We start from the raw sequence: 18,660 nt of genomic DNA on the forward strand, positions 1-18,660 counted from the left end.
TATTAGGAGTAAACACCTATGAATTGTTTTAACCTCTTGGAGTATAACTACTCTAAGAGGTTTTTAGTTTTATTTAAAATATTGATATGTCTTATTTACTTAAATATTAATCCCCCAAAACTTATGAGATTTTTTTTATTACTATCGTTATTGTTTACATCACAAGCAGGTTTTTCTGTAAGCAAAGGCCATAAAAATCATGGTATAATTATAACACCTTCTAAAAAAAACGAATCAACTCCATTGAATAAAAATCAACAAAAATCAAAAAGTTCAATATTACTGTTAAAAAATAAGAAGCAAGATAAAAGTACTTGTTTAGAGGAAATAATATCTTTTCCTTATACAGAAAGTTTTGAAACAGGATTAGGTCAATGGAAAAATGCGACTGTTAGTGATGATATAAACTTTACTCGAAATTCAGGAGTAACCCCTTCAAATGGAACAGGTCCTAACATAGCATCAAAGGGAAGTTATTACGTATATGTAGAAGCATCTGGTCAAGAAAAAGGATACCCCAATAAGATAGCCATATTAAACTCACCATGTTTAAATTTTAGTACATTAATGGCTCCTTATTTAAGTTTCCAGTATCATATGTATGGAGATTCTATAGGGGAATTAATAGTTGATATTAAAAAAAGTAACGAAACACTCTGGCGTCCTTTATACACCAAATCGGGAAAAAGCGGAAATGCTTGGCAAACTGCAATTGTAAATCTAAAAGCTTATGCAGCTGAAGAAAGTGTGCAATTACGCTTTAAGATAATAACAGCTAAAAGTTGGCAAGGAGACATAGCTATTGATGAAGTAACCATTGCCGAAGGTAACTCAAATCCTAACAATTGTTCAGAAGAGATAAGTTCTTTTCCTTATGTAGAAAGTTTTGAAGAAGGGTTAGGTAAATGGAAAGATGTGACTACTGGTGATGATTTAAACTTTACGAGAAACTCAGGCGAAACTCCTACAAATGGTACAGGACCAAGCAAAGCTTCTGATGGAAATTATTATGTATATGTTGAGGCTTCTGGAAAAGGAAAAGGATACCCAAATAAAAAAGCTATTTTAAATTCACCATGTTTAAATTTGAGTACTTTAACAAAGCCTCAGTTAACTTTTAGGTGCCAAGCAGGAGGAAGTAATGCAGCAGGAGAATTAGCAGTTGAAGCAAGAATAGGAAATACTGAAGAGTGGATTTCTTTATATACTAAAAAAGGTTGGTTAGGAAATGCATGGGTAGCAGAAAATATAGATTTAGAAAAGTATGCAGGGGAAGTAAATATACAATTACGTTTTGTTGTCATTACAGGAAACAAAGAAAATTCTTGGAAAGGAGATATAGCAATTGATGCTATTAGAATAGCAAATAAAGAAGGAAATTACCAACCAAGTTGCAAAGCAATTAATTTTAATAACTTTATTATAACCCCATTTTATAATTCTGACGAATCAGGAGAATATTCTATAAAAAACGATGGAGCATCTTTATTACTGGTTAATGATACTTGGAAATATATTCCTTTAAATTATGAGGTTAAGCAGAATACAGTATTAGAATTTGAATTTAGTAGTACTTCTGAAGGTTATTTTCAAGGCATAGGTTTTATTAGAGGTAATACAACAAGGTATGCTAAACAATACTTTAAAATTTATGGAACAAATGATTTTACTTTTTTTGGTAACCATAGTTTTGATAATTACGAAACAGGAACTAAGAAGTATAAAATTCCTGTAGGAAATTTTTATACAGGGACAATGGATCGTTTATTATTTATTAATTCAAGGCATTTAGAACCTATCAGTGCTAACTCTACCTTCTCAAACGTTAAAATTTATGAGGGGGTTTGCGGATCATCTGTCGTTGCTGTTAACGATTTTGATACTCGTGTAGATGTATTAGGAACACAAGATGAAGATATCTTTGCATCAATTCAATTAGCACCAAACCCAGTGAAGAAAGGTTACAAACTAAATATTATTGGACTTAATAATAGCATGTCTGGAGCATCATATAAAGTTATTAATATGTTAGGACAAGTATTGGAGCAAGGAAAATTAACTAAGAAAACAATTAATGTAGACAAATTAAATCCAGGAGTATATATATTAAATATAGAAAATGAAATTACTAAAACAAATAAACAATTTGTAATTGAATAGTTAACCATTAGAAGTAATTACTTTTGAATTGTTTTAACTCTTTGGAGTACAGTTGCTCTACAAGGTTTTTTCTTAATAGTTAAATAATATTGTTTATTGTAAATTTATTAATAATTTTATGGCTACTAACTATAACTAAAATTATTATGATTGAGATAATACTTTACATTATAGCTTTTATGCTTACTGTAATGCCTTTTGTATAAAAAAATATAGTAATTTATAAATTACAAACTCTTAAAATAAAATACACAATTTTTTTATGTTGTGTTATAGTTTTATTTTAAGTAGGATACTATATAGATTGATGATTCCTGTATGTGATACACCTGTATGATGCATAGCAATAGATTCAGTAGAAAAGTTAAAGCCAAATTTTTCTATCTCAAACCTTCCGTACTATATCAATAAGCTGAATTAAAAATTGATAAATCTAAAAAAAACAAAAACGAACTATTAGTTCTTTTACCTCAAATCTTTTCCCTTTTACCAAATAACGATATGTTACGTGGCAAACATTATATCTCGCATGGAGATTGTTATATATTGCGTGGCAAACGTTATATCTCGCATGGAGATTGTTATATGTTGTGTGGTAAACATTATATTTCACATGGAAATTGTTATATGTTGCGTGGCAAGCATTGTATCTCGCATGGAGATTGTTATATGTTGCGTGGCAAACGTTATATCTCACATGGAAATTGTTATATGTTGTGTAGCAAACGTTATATTTCATATGGAAATTGTTATATGTTGTATGGCAAACGTTATATTTTGAATTATGATTCTTATATTTTACATGATAATCTTTAATATGTTATGAGGTAATTGTTAAATCTTACAAGAGAGTATCTATTTATAAAAAGAATATTCGTAAAATGAGTAAAGGAATAGATATCTAAAGTAATGTTTTAAGTATTAAAAAAAACAAATTCTTCTACCAGAAACCTTCTACCTTTCTCCCAGTAGCATATATAAACTCACTACTACATAAAAGCTTTTTCCTATATAGTAAAAGGGAATAATATGCACTAATAAACAGGGAAAAACCGCTATTATTAAAAGAGTTTATGTTGCAGTATATCAGTGTTTTGTGTTTTAGTTTTGTAGTGCATGTATAAAAGGGGAGTGAAAATAAAATATATAACCAACTAAAACTACAAACTATTATGAAACACGTAATTAAAGGGAATTTATTAGGCTATTTATGTGATGAATGCCTAGAAAACTTAAACAACACTAAAGTACGTTTATACATACCAAGTGGTAAAGATGTATTTAAACTATTAACAGATGCAGAAATAGAAAAAAAAGAAAACTATTTAATAGGAGAAGGGGTAACGGATGAATTAGGAAATTATGAAATTGAATTAAATGAAAGATATCAGGACGGAGAAGTAGAATTTAACTTTGTAGTTGAAACAGTACCTAACTCATTACACGCTGCAAACAAATTTCCAACAAAACAATTTTACGCAACAAAATTTCAACCAGATTGGGAATATAATGACAATCAAGATGCCAATGCATCCTTCTCATTTGCAATCACGGCAAAATGGTGGTGTTTTATTAGAGGAACGCTATTTGACGCTTGGGTAATTTGTGGTAGACTTTTAAATTGTCAAACAGGGAATGCTATTTCTGGAGCAACGATAACTGCTATGGATGCCGATTTATTAACAGATGATACATTAGGAACCGCTATAACTAGTGGAACAGGACATTTTAGAATAGATTATACCTCGGCTACTTTCAAGCAAACATTCCTGTCACCTTGGATTAATGTAGAAACAGACCCAGGCTTACCAATAAGATTTCAAAGTGGTCCAGATGTATACTTTAAAGCAGAATTGGCAGGAACAATGTTATTGGATGAAACCAAGAAAAACGCTCGTAAAAATGTAGGCTATTGTTTATGTGTAAACCTATGTTCAGAAATCAATGTAGTAGACCCAGATGATCCAACATTTCCAAGTGCATGGTCAGGAGTAGGAGATGTGTTTAGTGCTTCTTTTGGTACTAACCCGTATGATTTTGATGTAGATGGTTTTGCAGGATCAGGAAAATACGCATTATATAGTAAAGTAAGATTAACAGGACAAGCAGCGTTAAAATCAGCTAGTGGAAACCCTATAGAATACCGTTTTGTAATTAGTGATGTAACTACGCCAAACGGAGGTCCAAGTCCAGCAGATGCTGATTTCACCAAGGTAATTGGAGTAACACCAGGACTTTTTGCCTCGAGCTTAGTGTTAAAACTGACTAGAAAAGTAGCTGCACCAAGTAATAATGAAATCTTTGTATATAGTAAGCAAGCGGATTTTGATGCTAACGGATGGTTTGATGCCAATAAAGCTATAGACAGAACATTAATAGAAAAAGGCTTAACACCTGCTGATTTATCATTATACAATATTATTGATGATGATACCTTACTAACCTTAAACACTAACGGATTAACAACAGCACCCAATGTACCTAGTACAGTAGCACCAGGGCAAACAATACCAGCAGCAAACAAAATACCTGTAGAGAAATTTGCCATTCGTTTTGAGATTAGAGAAGTAGTAAACAAAGCAACCAATCAATTCAATGTAGTGTCGGGAAGTGGAAAAACGTTAAACTCAGTAGTAATGAATAACAATTCCATATACATGAAGTTGTCAATAACAGAATTAGAAGCTACTACTTTATGTACACCAATAAACGGAACTGTACATGCTAAGTACACAGTATATCATCCATATTTAACCTATACCACTTTAGGATTAAGAAGCAATAGTAATTCAGTAAACAGATTAATTAATGATTTTGATAATGATGGTGTATTACCAACAGGACCCAACCATATACCAGCGTCAGATGAATTAGTAAGTGCTGGAACGGTATTAAATAGAACCGCCACAGCAGATGATATGACAAGATGTACGTATACCTTAAAATTAAAAGCAAGAAGTAGGTTACATAATGGAGATAACCCTATATCAACACAAGGGCCAATAGAACAATACTTCTTTTATGATGTATAAGTTTTTTTAAGTGTTAAGTTATTCGTGTATATAATGTCAGTTACGAGTGTTTTTTATGAAGTGATAACGAAATAAAAAATATGTGGAGAACAATTTCGAAGATGAAAGCTTTTCTATAAAAAATTAGTTTCTATTATATTACAAATAACTTTACTCGAAGTTGAGAGTAAAAATTATATGAAAAAACATGTAGAGAATCATACGGGGAAACCTTAATAAAGGGGATTATAAATAAAAACGGTGTAGTTTAGAGCTACACCGTTTTTTGCATATTATTTGTTTATTTGTTTTTCAAGTTTAGCAACTCTTTCTAATAACGATTTTAATTGTGTGTTTTCTTTTTCTAGTTGTTTAATTTTATTGTTTTGAGATTGTAGTTGTTTTTCTTGATTGATAGTATACAATGTTAACTCTTCTATTTTTTGCAATAATTTAGCATCCATTTCACCTAAGAAAAAACCATTTTCTTTTACTTCTTTAGCACTAGGAATGTCTTTTAAATGCCCTTTTTTACTAATATGATTCTCTACTTCTTTCAAGGTTGGTAGCTGATACTCTTCTTCAAAAACAAAATCAGACCAGTTTTCATATTTAGCTATTTTTACCTCTGTTGCTGCAATTCTTCCATCTACACCTAATTTAAAACCTTTTGGGTTAGGAGTGCCTATTCCAACATCTCCATTACTTAGTATAACAACTTTATCAGTTCCGTTTGTTTGTAATTTTATATTTTCGTCTGCATTAATTTTTAAGTTGTAATGACTTTCTCCATCTGTACCTATATAGTGGCTAGAGTTAGCAGTAGAAGAAGCTCTTTTTCCTTGCAAAAGAATACCTACATTACTAGAAGATGATTTTGATTTTAAAATCATTTTTGAGTCTTGGTTGTCTTCAATATGTAATTTAGCCTTTGGATCATCAGTTCCAATTCCAACGTGCCCATCTGTATAAAACAGATTGTTAACTTTTCTTTGCCATTGGTAAGAAGCACCAAAAATACTAGGGACAGCATCATCTTCTATTGTAGATAACTCTTCAATAAAAACTCTAATGGGATAGTTGTGAGTATGTTCAGTAGCTACTTTTATAATGTTATTATCAACAATAATAGAAGGGTGATTTGAATGCGTACCATTACTACTAACCATTCTCGTTTGCCATGTTAATTTGTATGCCCAAACTAAAAATTCAGCACCACTTCTAGTTCCTGTACCTCTAGTAACCAAACGTACCCTATAAACATTACTCGCACTTAGTGAGTTATTATTGGAGTCGGTTAATTCAACAGGACTATTTACATTGGGAGTTAAGTCTTTAATATAGCTTTTTACACCTCCATTTTGAGCTTGTAAAAAAGAGGCAGAAATAAACATTAGAAATACTACAATTTTTGTTTTCATCATATAAATTTTTAAAAAATTAGGCTGCAAAACTAATGCTTATTTCATAGAAAGCCAATTAAATAAGAGTTTTAAAATGATTTATTTGCTGAATTGCTTTAGCATCAATTTCAGTTCCATCTTCAGTAAACCAAACATGCGTATCACCCAAATAATTCATGCCTAAATAATTTGCACTTTCTTTAAACGGCATGGTAAAACCATCTTTTAAATCATTAGCACCAGAGTTGCTAATCATTCCCATATTTTTACCTCGTAATTGTCTTCCTAATTCTTTTTTAAAATGCAATAAATCAGACAATCGGTCAAAAAATATCTTTAGAGTTCCGCTCATGCTATACCAATACACAGGAGTAGCAAATATAATAGTGTCGTAATTAGCAATAATATGTTCCATTAAAGGAATAAAGTCATCAGTAGCATTTTTAAATTCGTAATCAAAAGCACTAATAGATTTTGTTTTTAAATCAATAATATCAAAATTATTATCCTTGTTTAAATAGCTAACTACCTTATAAGTATTTCCGTAACTTTTTGAGCTTCCTTGTATTATCACAGTTTTTTTCATGGTAAATGTTTTTATTGCAGTCAAAATTCTCAAAACATCCATTTAAAACCAATAAAAGTCAATTGAATAATTTGATAAATACCAAGGAAAAAACAATCGGAAACCGTGGTAATTTTAGTACTTTTATGCTATAATTCGCTTTTTTATGAAAATAAACAACTATAAAGTATCAGAAAACGTACAATTAAGTACCATTGCTACAAAAGAGGTTGTTGAAGACGCTAAAAAGAAACTGAAAAAGTTACGTAAAGATATTAGTGAACTTCAAGATACCATGTATGCAGAAGGTAAGTATAGTATTTTATTATGTTTACAAGGTATGGATACCGCAGGAAAAGACAGTTTGATACGAGAAGTATTTAAAGATGTAAATGCACGTGGTGTAGAAGTACATAGTTTTAAAGTGCCAACAGAGTTAGAGTTAAAACATGACTTTTTATGGCGACATTATATAGCTTTACCAGCCAAAGGAAAAATAGGCGTATTTAATAGAACACACTATGAAAATGTATTGGTAACAAGAGTGCATCCAGAATATGTTTTTTCAGAAAACTTACCAAATGTAAAAACCTTAGATGATTTAGATGCTACTTTTTACCATCATAGAATGGATAGAATAAATCAGTTTGAAAAACATTTAGAAGATAGTGGAACCATTGTATTAAAGTTCTTTTTAAATATCTCTAAAGAAGAACAAAAAAACAGATTACTAAGACGCTTACATATTCCTGAAAAGAACTGGAAGTTTTCTGAAGGAGATTTAAAAGAACGTAAGCTGTGGGATAAATACCAAGAATGTTATGAAGATCTTTTAAATAAAACATCTACTGATTATGCACCTTGGTATATTGTACCGGCAGATGATAAGCCAACGGCTAGATTAATTGTAGCAAGGATTTTATTAAAAGAACTAAAAAAATACAATTTTAAAGAACCTACTTTATCACAAAAATTACTGGATAAATTAGATGAATTTAAAGCAGAATTAAATAACGAATAAACCGAATAAGGTTATAACAATAAAAATAACATTTAAGCATTATATTATTAATTTTTATAAATGGAGTTAAACTTAACAAGACCTATTGTATTTTTTGATTTAGAAACTACAGGAATAAGCATTGCAACAGATAGAATTGTAGAAATTTCTATATTAAAAATATACCCAAATGGAAATAAAGAAAGTAAAACATGGTTGGTAAATCCTGAAATAGAAATACCTAAAGAAGCATCAGACATCCATGGAATAACGAATGAAAAAGTAGTTACAGAACCAACGTTTAAAGAGTTGGCACCAAAGGTGAGTGAAATGATTTCCGATGCAGATTTAGCTGGGTTTAATTCTAATAGGTTTGATATTCCATTGTTAGCTGAAGAATTATTACGTGCAGGAATCGACTTTGATATGAACAATAAAAAAGCGGTAGATGTACAAGTAATATTTCATAAAAAAGAACAAAGAACGTTAAGTGCCGGTTATGAGTTTTATTGTGGAAAGACGTTGGAAGATGCGCATTCTGCAGAAGCAGATACCTTGGCAACTTATGAGATATTAAAAGCGCAATTAGATAAGTATGATGATATAGAAAACTCTGTGGAAGCATTAAGTGAATTTTCATCGCATTCACAAAGAGCAGATTTTGCAGGATTTATTTTATTTAATGAAGACAAAAAAGAAATTTTCTCTTTTGGTAAATATAAAGGACGCGAAGTAGTTGATGTATTAAAAGAGAATCCAGGTTATAACTCATGGATGCAAAATGCTGACTTTCCATTATATACTAAAAAAGTTTTAAGAGAGATAAAAGAACGAATGACAAAACCAAGAAAGGCAATGTCTGATGATGAAAAGTTAAAAGCCTTACAAGCTAAGTTTAACTCAAAACATTAATTAGTATCTTTTAAGATACTAGTAAACCTACTAGAAAATGTTTACAGAATATACTAATTTACCTAATAACGCTAGAGTTTGGATTTACCAAGCTGATAGAGAATTTACTCAAGAAGAACACACACACATAAGTAATAAAGCTGTTGAGTTTATTAATAACTGGACACGTCATGGTGATGATTTAAAAGGATCATTTACTATAAAATACAATCAGTTTTTAGTATTGGCAGTTGATGAAAGTTTTAATAATGTATCAGGTTGTTCTATAGATGCTTCTGTGCGTTTTGTGCAGGAAGTTGAAAAAGAATTGAATATCGATTTAATGGATAAAATGAATGTGTCTTTTAAAGATGGAGAAAATATTAATATCGTAAAACTATCTGACTTTCAAAAGTATGCTAAAGAGCAAAAAATAACACCAGAAACAATTGTTTTTAATAACATGGTGAATACCAAAGAAGACTTTGAAACAAAATGGGAAGTACAAGCAGAAGAAAGCTGGCACAAACGTTTTTTGGTATAACTATTGATTTTAAAAAGGTATTATTTTAATACAAATAATATGAGGAAAAAGATACTACTATTACTTACCGTTTTATTTTTTGCAAAGAATATACATGCGCAACAAGTAGACCCTTTAGAAGCTAAAAATGCAGAAGCGCAAACCATTTGGGTAGATAGCATTTTAAAAAACATGACTATTGATGAAAAAATAGGACAGTTATTTATGATGCAAGCCTATTCCAATAGAGATAAAGAGCATGAAGTATTTGTAAAAAAAATGATAAGACAGTATCATGTAGGAAACCTCATATTTATGCAAGGTACTCCAGAAAAGCAGGTTGTATTAAACAATAAGTACCAAGAAACAGCCAAAGTACCTTTATTGATAGGTTTTGATGGGGAATGGGGCTTAGATATGCGTTTAAAAAACACGTATCGTTTTCCTTGGAATATGACGTTAGGAGCAGTTACTGATAATCAATTAATAGAGGAAACGGGAAAAAGAATAGGAGAACATTGTAAACGGGTAGGAATTCATATGAATTTTGCTCCAGTGGTAGATATAAATACCAATCCAAAGAATCCAATAATAGGAAACCGTTCTTTTGGAGAAAGTAAAGAAAATGTAACTCAAAAAGCAATCGCTTTTACCAAGGGAATGCAAAGTGTAGGAGTTTTGGCTAATGCGAAACATTTCCCCGGACATGGAGATACAGCAACAGATTCACATTTAACTTTACCTACAGTAGATTTTTCAGAAAAGAGACTTGATTCTATAGAGTTATATCCTTATAGAAAAATGTTTGATGCAAAAGTAGCAAGTGTTATGGTTGCGCATTTGAGCATGCCACAGTTAGAAATAAATAAAGAACTTCCATCATCATTATCTAAAGCCATAGTAACAGACTTACTGAAAACTAAGTTAGGCTTTGAAGGCTTGGTAATTACAGATGGGTTAAATATGAAAGGAGCAGCTAATTATAGTACACCTGCAGCCATAAATTTAGCTGCTTTCCAAGCAGGAAATGATTTACTGTTAATTCCTCAAGATATTCCTAATACAGTTAAGTTATTTAAGGAGGAGATAATAAATGGCAACTTAACAGAAGAAAGAATAAATATATCTGTAAGAAAAATACTAAAAGCAAAATTTGTAGTAGGTTTAAATAATTTTCAACCAATAAAAGAGGAAGGTTTACAGAAAGATTTGCATAGACCTAAAGATGAGGTTTTACATAGAAAGTTGATTAAAAAAGCGATTACTGTTTTAAAAAATGATAAGGGAAATCTTCCTGTAAAAGAGTTAGATAAGCAAAAAATAGCTTATGTGCATTTAGGAGATGACAAAGGAAATGATTTTTATAAGATGCTTAAAAATTATGCAGATGTAAAAAAGGTATCAAGTAAAAATTTAGCAACTTTAAATAAAAAACTAAAAAAATATACTAAAGTCATAGTAGGTTTCCATAAATCAAATAAACACCCTTGGAAAGGGTATAAATTTACCAATAAGGAATTAGTTTGGCTACAAGAAATAGCAAGAAATAATAATGTAATACTGTCAATATTTGCAAGCCCTTATAGCTTATTGCAAATAAAATCATTCACTAATATAGAGTCTGTTGTTGTGGCTTATCAAAATAGCGAATTATCACAAGAATTAACTGCTCAGGCATTATTTGGAGCTTTTGAAATACAAGGTAAATTGCCAGTTAGTATTGGAGAAGAATTTAAATTAAATGAAGGAATACTACTAAAACAGTTACAAGTTTTACAATATACAATTCCAGAAGAAGCTGGTATGTCTTCTGAAAGACTAGCGATAATAGATAAAAGAATAGATACTATTTTAAAAAAAAGAATGGCGCCAGGAGGTCAAATTCTAATCGCGAGACATGGTAAGGTAGTTGTTCATAAAAGTTTTGGATATCATACACATTTAAAAGAAAAGAAAGTTGAAAACTCTGATATTTATGATTTAGCATCGTTGACTAAAATCCTAGCATCTTTACCTATGATAATGAAGGCAGAAGAGGAAAAAAAGATCAGTCTTTTTTCTAGTTTAGGAGATGTATTGTCTAGATATGAAGATTCTAATAAAGATACTTTACTATTAAAAGAAATATTGTCTCATTATGGAAGATTACGTTCTTGGATTCCTTTCTATAAAAATACGCAGGATGAAAAAACTGGAAAAAATTTAGTTACTTATTACAGAAAAAAAAGATCAAAAAAATACAATATAAAAGTAGCTCGTAATTTATATATGGATAAGAGTTACAAGGATACTATATATAAACATATTGTAGAATCTGAACAACGAAGTAGAGTAGGGTATAAATACAGTGATTTAGGGTATTATATTTTTAAAGAAATTATAGAGGAAAAATACAAGCAACCTCTTAATAAGTTAGTAGATGAGTTTTTGTATAAGCCATTAGGAGCAAATAGAACTAGTTATTTACCATTAAAAAGGTTTAAAAAAGCTGAGATAGTTCCTACTGAAAAAGATCATTACTATAGAAATCAATTACTGAGAGGTTATGTGCATGATATGGGAGCAGCTATGTTAGGTGGAGTAGGAGGTCATGCAGGTTTATTTGCTAATGCAAATGATGTAGCTAAGATTATGCAAATGTATTTACAATATGGAAACTATGGAGGAAAAGAATACTTTTCAGAAGAAACTGTAGATAAGTTTAATAAACGATATTATGCCCATAAAAAAGTTAGAAGAGGTTTAGGTTTTGATAAACCACAAATAAGGCCTCAAGAAAAACCAACCTGTGGATGTGTGTCAGATAAGAGTTTTGGACATAGCGGATTTACAGGGACGTATACTTGGGCTGATCCAGAAAGTGGAATATTATATGTTTTTTTATCTAATAGAGTATATCCAACTATGCGTAATAGAGGGTTAGTAAGAAGCAATATGCGTACTAAAATACAGGAAGATATTCAAAATGCTATTCTGTTGGAGTAGCGCTTACTTTAGTATAAAGTAACACTAACAAAATACTAAAAGTAAAGTATAAAACAGCTGTATCCCAATTAAAAGCTAGGTACATTAAAAAACTTTGGACAGTATAAAAAAATGGAAATAATATAATATTGAAACTAAATCTAAAAGTATCTATAAACTCAACTTCATCTACTTTTTTTGAAAGTAACTTCCAAATAGTATAAGGAATAAAACTGTTTACAATTAATAAATACAATAAAGGTTTAAACCTTTCATTCTTAACTTTGCTATTACTGCTTTTAATACTTTTTTGTTCTATAAGCTTATTAGTATAAACTACATCTGTAAAATCTACGTTCTGTTTGTTAAGTAGAGATAGTGTATTTTCATAGTTATCATCATCATCAATATGTACGGTTAAATTTTCTAATTGTTTAGTAACTTCATTTTTTAAAAAATTAACAACTTCAGTTTTATTAGAGTTTTTAAAGTATGAATCTGTAGTAATAGATGTACCAAATGACAAAGCTATTTTAGCAGGGTAAGCAGAAGCGTTTTGATAGGTTATTCCAATAGGCACAATATGTATAACAGTTTGTGGATTGTTTTCTAAAGTTTGAAAAATAATACGGGTAAACCCTTTACTCAAAGGTCTGATGGTTCTTTTTCTGTTGTGGCTTCCTTCAGGAAAAATTAAAAGTGTTTTATTGTTTTTTAGTATAGATTCACATTTATCAAAAATAGCTTGATTTTTTGAAAGCTGTTTTACACCATCTCTTATTCTATAAATAGGCATCATACCTAATAAATCAAAAAAATAAGCAACTATTCTATTTTTAAACACAGCAGCCCTTACTAAAAAGTGCGTTTTACGCTTAATATGAGTAGCAATAAGAATAGGATCAATTAAGCCGTTAGGATGATTAGCCATAAAAAGTACAGCTCCTTTTTTAGGTATATTTTCAGTGCCTTTAACAATTATTTTTTTTGAATAAAAAAATAATCCTATTCTAATAAAAACTTTAAATAAAGAATATATTATACTACGCATTTTTAACCTTTTTTCTTCCCCAGTAGGTAGCCAATGCCATGCCTGAAAAAATATCCCAAACTCCCCAAAAAGCAGCCAATAAAGCCATGCCTCCTAATCCTTCAAAAAATGTGAAAATTAGTAATAGCCCAAGGCCTCCGTTTTGAATACCAGTTTCAATGGTAATAGTTTTTATATCAATAATATTTAGCTTAAATGCTTTTCCAGTGATATATCCAATGCAATATGCAAATATGTTATGAAAAACTACTAATAAGAACACATGGTGTATATGATTTTTAAAGATAGACGCATTATCATACAAAGCAACTACAATAAGAATTAAGAAAAACACAACCGAAAAAGGTCTTAATACCGTGTTCATTTTTTTAGCCATTTCTGGATGATAATAATTTACCAACATGCCCAAAATAAGAGGTATGCCCAGTATTAATAAAACAAGTTTTGTTAATTGATAAGGATTTAAAGCTACAGATTTTAAAATATTTTCTGTAGGAGGATATAAGCTAGCCCAAAAATGTAAATTAAAAGGAGTTAATACAATACATATTAACGTAGCAAAAGCCGTTAAACTTATTGATAAAGCAGCATTACCTTTAGCCATTTTACTAAAGAAGTTAGACACATTACCACCAGGACAAGCAGCAATTAACATCATTCCAAGAGCAAAACTAGGGTGTGGTTTGATTATAAGAATTAATAGGAATGTAAGGAAAGGGAGTAAGAAAAATTGAGATAATATTCCAGCTATTAAAATTTTTGGAGCTTTTAGAATGCGTTTAAAATCACCTATTGTTAAGTCTAATGAAATCCCAAACATGATTATTGCTAAAGCAATATTTAAAATCCATAAAGCATCAGTATCATAGTTAATTCTAATAGAATCAATAGAAGCTTGATTAATGTTTAAAAGCATATTCAATAATGTTAGCACCCATTTTTAAGGCTTTTTCCCTTATTTTTTGAGGATTGTTATGAACAGAAGCGTCTTCCCAGCCATCACTCAAATCACTTTCATGATCGTAGAAAATGATTAAACGATTATTATAGAATATACCCAGTCCTTTAGGTGGTTTTTTATCGTGTTCATGAATTTTTGGTAATCCTTTAGGGAAAGAAAAAGTCTGATTGTATATAGGATGCGTAATAGGAATTTCCTGTAATTCCTTTGATGGAAATAACTTTTTCAACTCTTTACGTACATACTTATCCATTCCATAATTGTCAGATATATGTAAAAAACCACCAGAAATAAGGTAATTTCTAAGAGCTTCTATATCTTCATCACTAAAAAAAACATTTCCATGCCCAGTCATAAAAACAATAGGGTAGTTAAAAATAGCATTATCATTTACAGCAACGGTTTGTGGTTCATTTTGTATTGATGTTTTACAATACTGATTGCTGAATTTTATTAGATTAGGTAATGCTGTAGGATTTGCATACCAATCACCTCCGCCTTGATATTTTAAAGTAGCTATTTGTTGAGCACTAATTGAAATAGATAAAATCCAAAAAGTGAAAATGAATACGTATCTCACTAAAATTAATTTAGATGACAAGATAGTAAAACCTAATTAATAAAAAAACACCAGCTAAGTTAACTGGTGTTTCCTTTTTTCCCCTTAAGAAATTAATATACCGTTAAAATCTCTGTTACAGATGTTTGATGATTAATTCCAAGACAATTATACATTATTTATTTAGTTTTTGGGTTCGAAAACATCCATTCTGGACGTTTTCGAACTAATTTTTATGTGTAATGTGTTTATTTTTAGAAGTATATAGTGGGTTTTGCAAAAAAAGAAAAACACCAATGAAAATATTGGTGCTTAAAGGTCTGTGCCCTTTCTTCTTCAATACTGAGAGAAATCTCTCAATAATATCTTTGTGATATTTTAATAATTAAAAACCCCTTCATATTCTTAATTATTAAATTGAAAATGTATTATGTCTCAAATATAGGGACTTAACTTAAAAATTGAGTTTTAAAACATCCATTCTGGACGTTTTCGGACTAATTAAGAGGGTTAAATGAATAAGGTTTGATTATTTCTATAAGTAAATGGAGTAAGACCTGTATGCTTTTTAAAAACGGTAAAAAAAGTAGATTTTGAATTAAAACCAGATTCTAGGCCAATAGAGGCAATGGTGTAATTTTCATAATCAGGATTAAGAAGTAAGTTTTTAGCCTGTTCAACACGCATTTCGTTTATATAATCAATAAAACTTTTATTAGCTATGGTGTTAATAATTAAAGATAATGTGCTAGGACTTAAATCATAGTCTTCCGATAAATTTTGTAATGTGTATTTAGAGAGCAAAAACTTTTTTTCTTTTCTAATGAAAGAATCGATTTCAGAAAAAGATTCTCGATACCTTTCTTGTTGGTCTTTTGAAAGAGAAGAATCTGTTTCATTAATATCCAAAACTTGAGTAGTTGCTGAAACAGATGAAGGAGTTGTAGTTAACACTTTTCTTAAATGTTGTCTTTCTTTTAAAATACGAACTTGTTTTAGACCTTGATAACCTAACCAGTAAATTAAAATAGTGGTGTAAATTCGTAAAGGATAGTAAGAAAACATAAACCCTTGAAAGTTCAAGCTAACTTTAATAACTAATGCTGAAATCCATAATATGTAACCAACCGCAGATAATTTAAAAAAAGTATTAATCCATTTTAAATTATCGTAAGATAAAATTTTTGCAAATAATTTCTCTCTTTTAAAAAGTATGTAGAAAGAATAAATGAACAGACTAATTGAAATAGTAAGGCTTACAATTTCTTCTATAGATGTATATTTTTCATAAATAAAATCTTGATATTCTGGATTATTTTGGCTTCCGTAGTAAAGAACAAAACTTATTTGAGCAATAATTGCAGATACAAATATGGGGATAATTATTTTTAAAATATTATATGTTTTTGAAGTAATATTTAAGTAGTTAATTAAAAACATATATAAAAATGGCATAGCCATAAAGTGCCAAGGTATCTGGATATAGTCTAAAGCAAATTTATGCTGGAACAACTTGTTTTCTAAAATCCAAGATTGAAAATTATTTAAAGAGATAGATAAAATTAACATGTTTAAATAAAACATGCTTCTATCTTTACTGTTTTTTGAGAAAAACAATATAAAACAAAAAGCAAATCCGTGAAGGGCACTTATAAGGAGGAAAAGGTTAAAAAAGTCTGCGGTACTCAATTAAATGTTGATTTTTATTGAGTTAAATATACGAAAAAGAATTATTGATGTAAAAAACTTATGTTTTGAACGGCATTTAATCCAGCAGTTTCTGTTCTTAATCTATTTTTTCCTAATGTTATAGGAAGATAGTTTTCTTTTAAAGAAAGCTCAATCTCATCAGTACTAAAATCTCCTTCTGGGCCTATTAAAATTGTATAATGACTATTTACTTCAATTAAATCTTTTAAAAACTTTTTAGGAGAAGTTTCCTCACAATGGGCAATAAACAACTGATTTGTATCTTCTTTTTTTAAAAAATCAGAAAACTTTATAGGTTCATTAAGTTTTGGAAGTTTAAACTGTAAGGATTGTTTCATTGCAGATTGGATAATCTTTGATAACCTTTCAGTTTTTACAACTTTTCTTTCAGAGTTTTTACAGATGATCGGAGTAATTTCATCAATACCAATTTCTGTAGCTTTTTCTAAAAACCATTCAAGTCTATCGTTATTTTTAGTAGGCGCTATAGCTATATGTAAGTAGTAAGGTCTATTATTGTCTTTTTTTTCGATAGAAACTACATTTACCATGCATTTTTTATCATTTGCAATAGTAATAGCTACTTTGAATAATAAATTATTCCCATTAGTAATAAATAAAGTATCCCCTTCTTTTTTTCGTAAAACACGAACAATATGTCTACTTTCTTCTTTGTCAAAAGTAAAATGTTTGGTGTTTTCAGATATTTGACTGTTGTAAAATAATTGCATTATAAATCAATTCTATACGTTCTTCTTCTTTTATGAGTTACTGGATTAAATCCTTTCCATATTTGATGAATAGCTTTATTATCTTCCAACTCTGGGGTTCTAATACAGTTTTCTATACCTTTTTCTGAAAATGTTTTTGCATATTCTCTGAAAATAATAGCAGTAACTCCTTTATTTTGATAGTCAGGATGTACACCAATTAAGTAAAAAATTACATCTTTAGAGTTTTTTCTAGCATTTAATAACCTAAATAAGCCGAAAGGTAACAGCTTACCTTTTATTTTTTGCAAAGCTTTAGAAAAAGAAGGCATAACTATAGCAAAAGCAATAAGTTTTTTATTACTGTCAGTAACAAATTTTATGTATTCAGGATTTATAAAACTGATATATTTCTTTTTAAAATGTGCAATTTGTGCATCAGAAATTGGAACATAAGTAGATAACTTAGAGTATGTTTTGCTAAAAAGTTCAAACATTTCATCAACATAAGGCATAATATCTTTTGTTGAAGTAAAATTTAAAGAAGATAAATCATATCTTTTTTCAATTAAGTTTCCTGCTCTAGAGTATTTTTCAAGACTCACATTTTTAAAAGGAAACTTATTCTCTATGTATTCTTTTTCCTTTATTAACCCTAATTTCTCTAAATGATCTTTATAATATGGATGATTATACCATGTAATCATTGTACCAATATGGTCAAACCCATCTATAAGTACACCAGTTTTATCTAAATTATTGAAACCAACGGGACCTTCAATATATTCTAAATTATTAGCTAAGCCAATTTCTTTGACTTTATTAATAAGCATTTTACTTACGTTAATGTCGTCAATAACATCAAACCACCCAAAACGCATTTTTTTTATTCCTTGTTGTTCTACCTCATAGGTGTTAATAATAGCAACTATTCTTCCTACAATAGTGTTGTTTTTATAGGCTAGAAAGAATTGAGCATTAGCATGTTCAAATACAGGGTTTTTTGTTTGGTCAAAATTTGCAATTTCGTCATTAATAATTGGAGGAACCCAGTAAGGGCTGTTTTTATAAAGTGAAAAAGGAAATTTGACAAATTGTCTCATTTCCTTTTTTGAAGTTATTTCTTTAATAGTAATCATACACAAATATATG

The 18,660-nt window shown here is 29.6% G+C and carries 14 protein-coding genes; 6 read left to right on the plus strand and 8 right to left on the minus strand.

Annotated features, from left to right (window positions below):
- Positions 1–123 precede the first annotated feature (123 nt).
- Together ABNT65_RS01640 and ABNT65_RS01645 are read left to right on the plus strand one after the other, a co-directional pair.
- Positions 124–2,160, plus strand: coding sequence for a T9SS type A sorting domain-containing protein (locus tag ABNT65_RS01640; RefSeq protein ID WP_348746982.1), 2,037 nt, complete (start codon positions 124–126; stop codon positions 2,158–2,160).
- A gap of 1,172 nt (positions 2,161–3,332) precedes the next feature.
- Positions 3,333–5,192, plus strand: coding sequence for a hypothetical protein (locus tag ABNT65_RS01645; protein WP_348736884.1), 1,860 nt, complete (start codon positions 3,333–3,335; stop codon positions 5,190–5,192).
- Positions 5,193–5,464: 272 nt separating this feature from the next.
- Here the strand turns inward: ABNT65_RS01645 and ABNT65_RS01650 are convergent, their stop codons facing one another.
- Both ABNT65_RS01650 and ABNT65_RS01655 read right to left on the minus strand, forming a co-directional pair.
- Entirely contained in the window at positions 5,465–6,592 is a 1,128-nt protein-coding gene (locus tag ABNT65_RS01650) for a hypothetical protein (RefSeq protein ID WP_348746983.1), read from the minus strand.
- Between the two features lie 58 nt (positions 6,593–6,650).
- Positions 6,651–7,160, minus strand: coding sequence for a flavodoxin family protein (locus tag ABNT65_RS01655; RefSeq protein ID WP_348746984.1), 510 nt, complete (start codon positions 7,158–7,160; stop codon positions 6,651–6,653).
- A gap of 145 nt (positions 7,161–7,305) precedes the next feature.
- Between ABNT65_RS01655 and ABNT65_RS01660 the strand changes: the two genes are divergently transcribed.
- From ABNT65_RS01660 to ABNT65_RS01675, 4 genes are read left to right on the plus strand one after another with little or no spacing between them, the layout of a single operon-like run.
- A complete protein-coding gene (locus ABNT65_RS01660) occupies positions 7,306–8,160 on the plus strand; it encodes a PPK2 family polyphosphate kinase (RefSeq protein ID WP_348705980.1) in 855 nt (284 codons plus the stop codon).
- 60 nt (positions 8,161–8,220) lie between these two features.
- Positions 8,221–9,051 (plus strand): exonuclease domain-containing protein, encoded by an 831-nt coding sequence (locus ABNT65_RS01665; protein ID WP_348705981.1) that lies wholly within the window; start codon positions 8,221–8,223, stop codon positions 9,049–9,051.
- A gap of 37 nt (positions 9,052–9,088) precedes the next feature.
- Positions 9,089–9,574: an ABC transporter ATPase gene (locus tag ABNT65_RS01670; protein ID WP_348746985.1), complete on the plus strand. Its 486-nt coding sequence runs from the start codon at positions 9,089–9,091 to the stop codon at positions 9,572–9,574.
- A 39-nt stretch (positions 9,575–9,613) separates the two neighbouring features.
- The gene (locus ABNT65_RS01675; protein WP_348746986.1) at positions 9,614–12,538 is read left to right on the plus strand and encodes a glycoside hydrolase family 3 N-terminal domain-containing protein; all 2,925 of its coding nucleotides are present in this window, start codon (positions 9,614–9,616) and stop codon (positions 12,536–12,538) included.
- Here ABNT65_RS01675 and ABNT65_RS01680 read toward each other — a convergent pair.
- The 6 genes from ABNT65_RS01680 to ABNT65_RS01705 all read right to left on the minus strand — a co-directional run bounded on the left by ABNT65_RS01680 (position 12,522) and on the right by ABNT65_RS01705 (position 18,647).
- On the minus strand, positions 12,522–13,568 hold the full coding sequence (locus tag ABNT65_RS01680; protein WP_348736895.1) for a lysophospholipid acyltransferase family protein: 1,047 nt from the start codon (positions 13,566–13,568) through the stop codon (positions 12,522–12,524). The genes ABNT65_RS01675 and ABNT65_RS01680 overlap by 17 nt on opposite strands.
- Positions 13,561–14,484, minus strand: coding sequence for a bile acid:sodium symporter family protein (locus ABNT65_RS01685; protein WP_348705988.1), 924 nt, complete (start codon positions 14,482–14,484; stop codon positions 13,561–13,563). Before ABNT65_RS01685 ends, ABNT65_RS01680 begins: the two co-directional genes overlap by 8 nt.
- Positions 14,468–15,109 (minus strand): DUF4159 domain-containing protein, encoded by a 642-nt coding sequence (locus ABNT65_RS01690; RefSeq protein WP_348705990.1) that lies wholly within the window; start codon positions 15,107–15,109, stop codon positions 14,468–14,470. Before ABNT65_RS01690 ends, ABNT65_RS01685 begins: the two co-directional genes overlap by 17 nt.
- A gap of 489 nt (positions 15,110–15,598) precedes the next feature.
- Positions 15,599–16,657, minus strand: a complete 1,059-nt coding sequence (locus ABNT65_RS01695) for a helix-turn-helix domain-containing protein (RefSeq protein ID WP_348705991.1) — start codon at positions 16,655–16,657, stop codon at positions 15,599–15,601.
- Between the two features lie 161 nt (positions 16,658–16,818).
- Complete coding sequence (locus ABNT65_RS01700; RefSeq protein ID WP_348746987.1) at positions 16,819–17,529, minus strand: 16S rRNA (uracil(1498)-N(3))-methyltransferase; 711 nt, start codon at positions 17,527–17,529, stop codon at positions 16,819–16,821.
- Positions 17,529–18,647, minus strand: coding sequence for a GTP cyclohydrolase (locus ABNT65_RS01705; RefSeq protein ID WP_348705995.1), 1,119 nt, complete (start codon positions 18,645–18,647; stop codon positions 17,529–17,531). Before ABNT65_RS01705 ends, ABNT65_RS01700 begins: the two co-directional genes overlap by 1 nt.
- Positions 18,648–18,660 lie beyond the last annotated feature (13 nt).

Origin of the sequence: Tenacibaculum sp. 190524A02b (genome assembly GCF_964036645.1) — a bacterium.
Taxonomy (GTDB): domain Bacteria; phylum Bacteroidota; class Bacteroidia; order Flavobacteriales; family Flavobacteriaceae; genus Polaribacter; species Polaribacter vairaonense.

What these genes read in the sequence shown, in the direction of transcription:
- ABNT65_RS01640 (WP_348746982.1), top strand. Translation starts at nt 124, where the DNA reads ATGAGATTTTTTTTATTACTATCGTTATTGTTTACATCACAAGCAGGT.
- ABNT65_RS01675 (WP_348746986.1), top strand. Translation starts at nt 9,614, where the DNA reads ATGAGGAAAAAGATACTACTATTACTTACCGTTTTATTTTTTGCAAAG.
- ABNT65_RS01670 (WP_348746985.1), top strand. Translation starts at nt 9,089, where the DNA reads ATGTTTACAGAATATACTAATTTACCTAATAACGCTAGAGTTTGGATT.
- ABNT65_RS01695 (WP_348705991.1), bottom strand. Translation starts at nt 16,657, where the DNA reads ATGTTAATTTTATCTATCTCTTTAAATAATTTTCAATCTTGGATTTTA.
- ABNT65_RS01705 (WP_348705995.1), bottom strand. Translation starts at nt 18,647, where the DNA reads ATGATTACTATTAAAGAAATAACTTCAAAAAAGGAAATGAGACAATTT.
- ABNT65_RS01680 (WP_348736895.1), bottom strand. Translation starts at nt 13,568, where the DNA reads ATGCGTAGTATAATATATTCTTTATTTAAAGTTTTTATTAGAATAGGA.
- ABNT65_RS01665 (WP_348705981.1), top strand. Translation starts at nt 8,221, where the DNA reads ATGGAGTTAAACTTAACAAGACCTATTGTATTTTTTGATTTAGAAACT.
- ABNT65_RS01645 (WP_348736884.1), top strand. Translation starts at nt 3,333, where the DNA reads ATGAAACACGTAATTAAAGGGAATTTATTAGGCTATTTATGTGATGAA.
- ABNT65_RS01660 (WP_348705980.1), top strand. Translation starts at nt 7,306, where the DNA reads ATGAAAATAAACAACTATAAAGTATCAGAAAACGTACAATTAAGTACC.
- ABNT65_RS01655 (WP_348746984.1), bottom strand. Translation starts at nt 7,160, where the DNA reads ATGAAAAAAACTGTGATAATACAAGGAAGCTCAAAAAGTTACGGAAAT.
- ABNT65_RS01650 (WP_348746983.1), bottom strand. Translation starts at nt 6,592, where the DNA reads ATGAAAACAAAAATTGTAGTATTTCTAATGTTTATTTCTGCCTCTTTT.
- ABNT65_RS01685 (WP_348705988.1), bottom strand. Translation starts at nt 14,484, where the DNA reads ATGCTTTTAAACATTAATCAAGCTTCTATTGATTCTATTAGAATTAAC.
- ABNT65_RS01700 (WP_348746987.1), bottom strand. Translation starts at nt 17,529, where the DNA reads ATGCAATTATTTTACAACAGTCAAATATCTGAAAACACCAAACATTTT.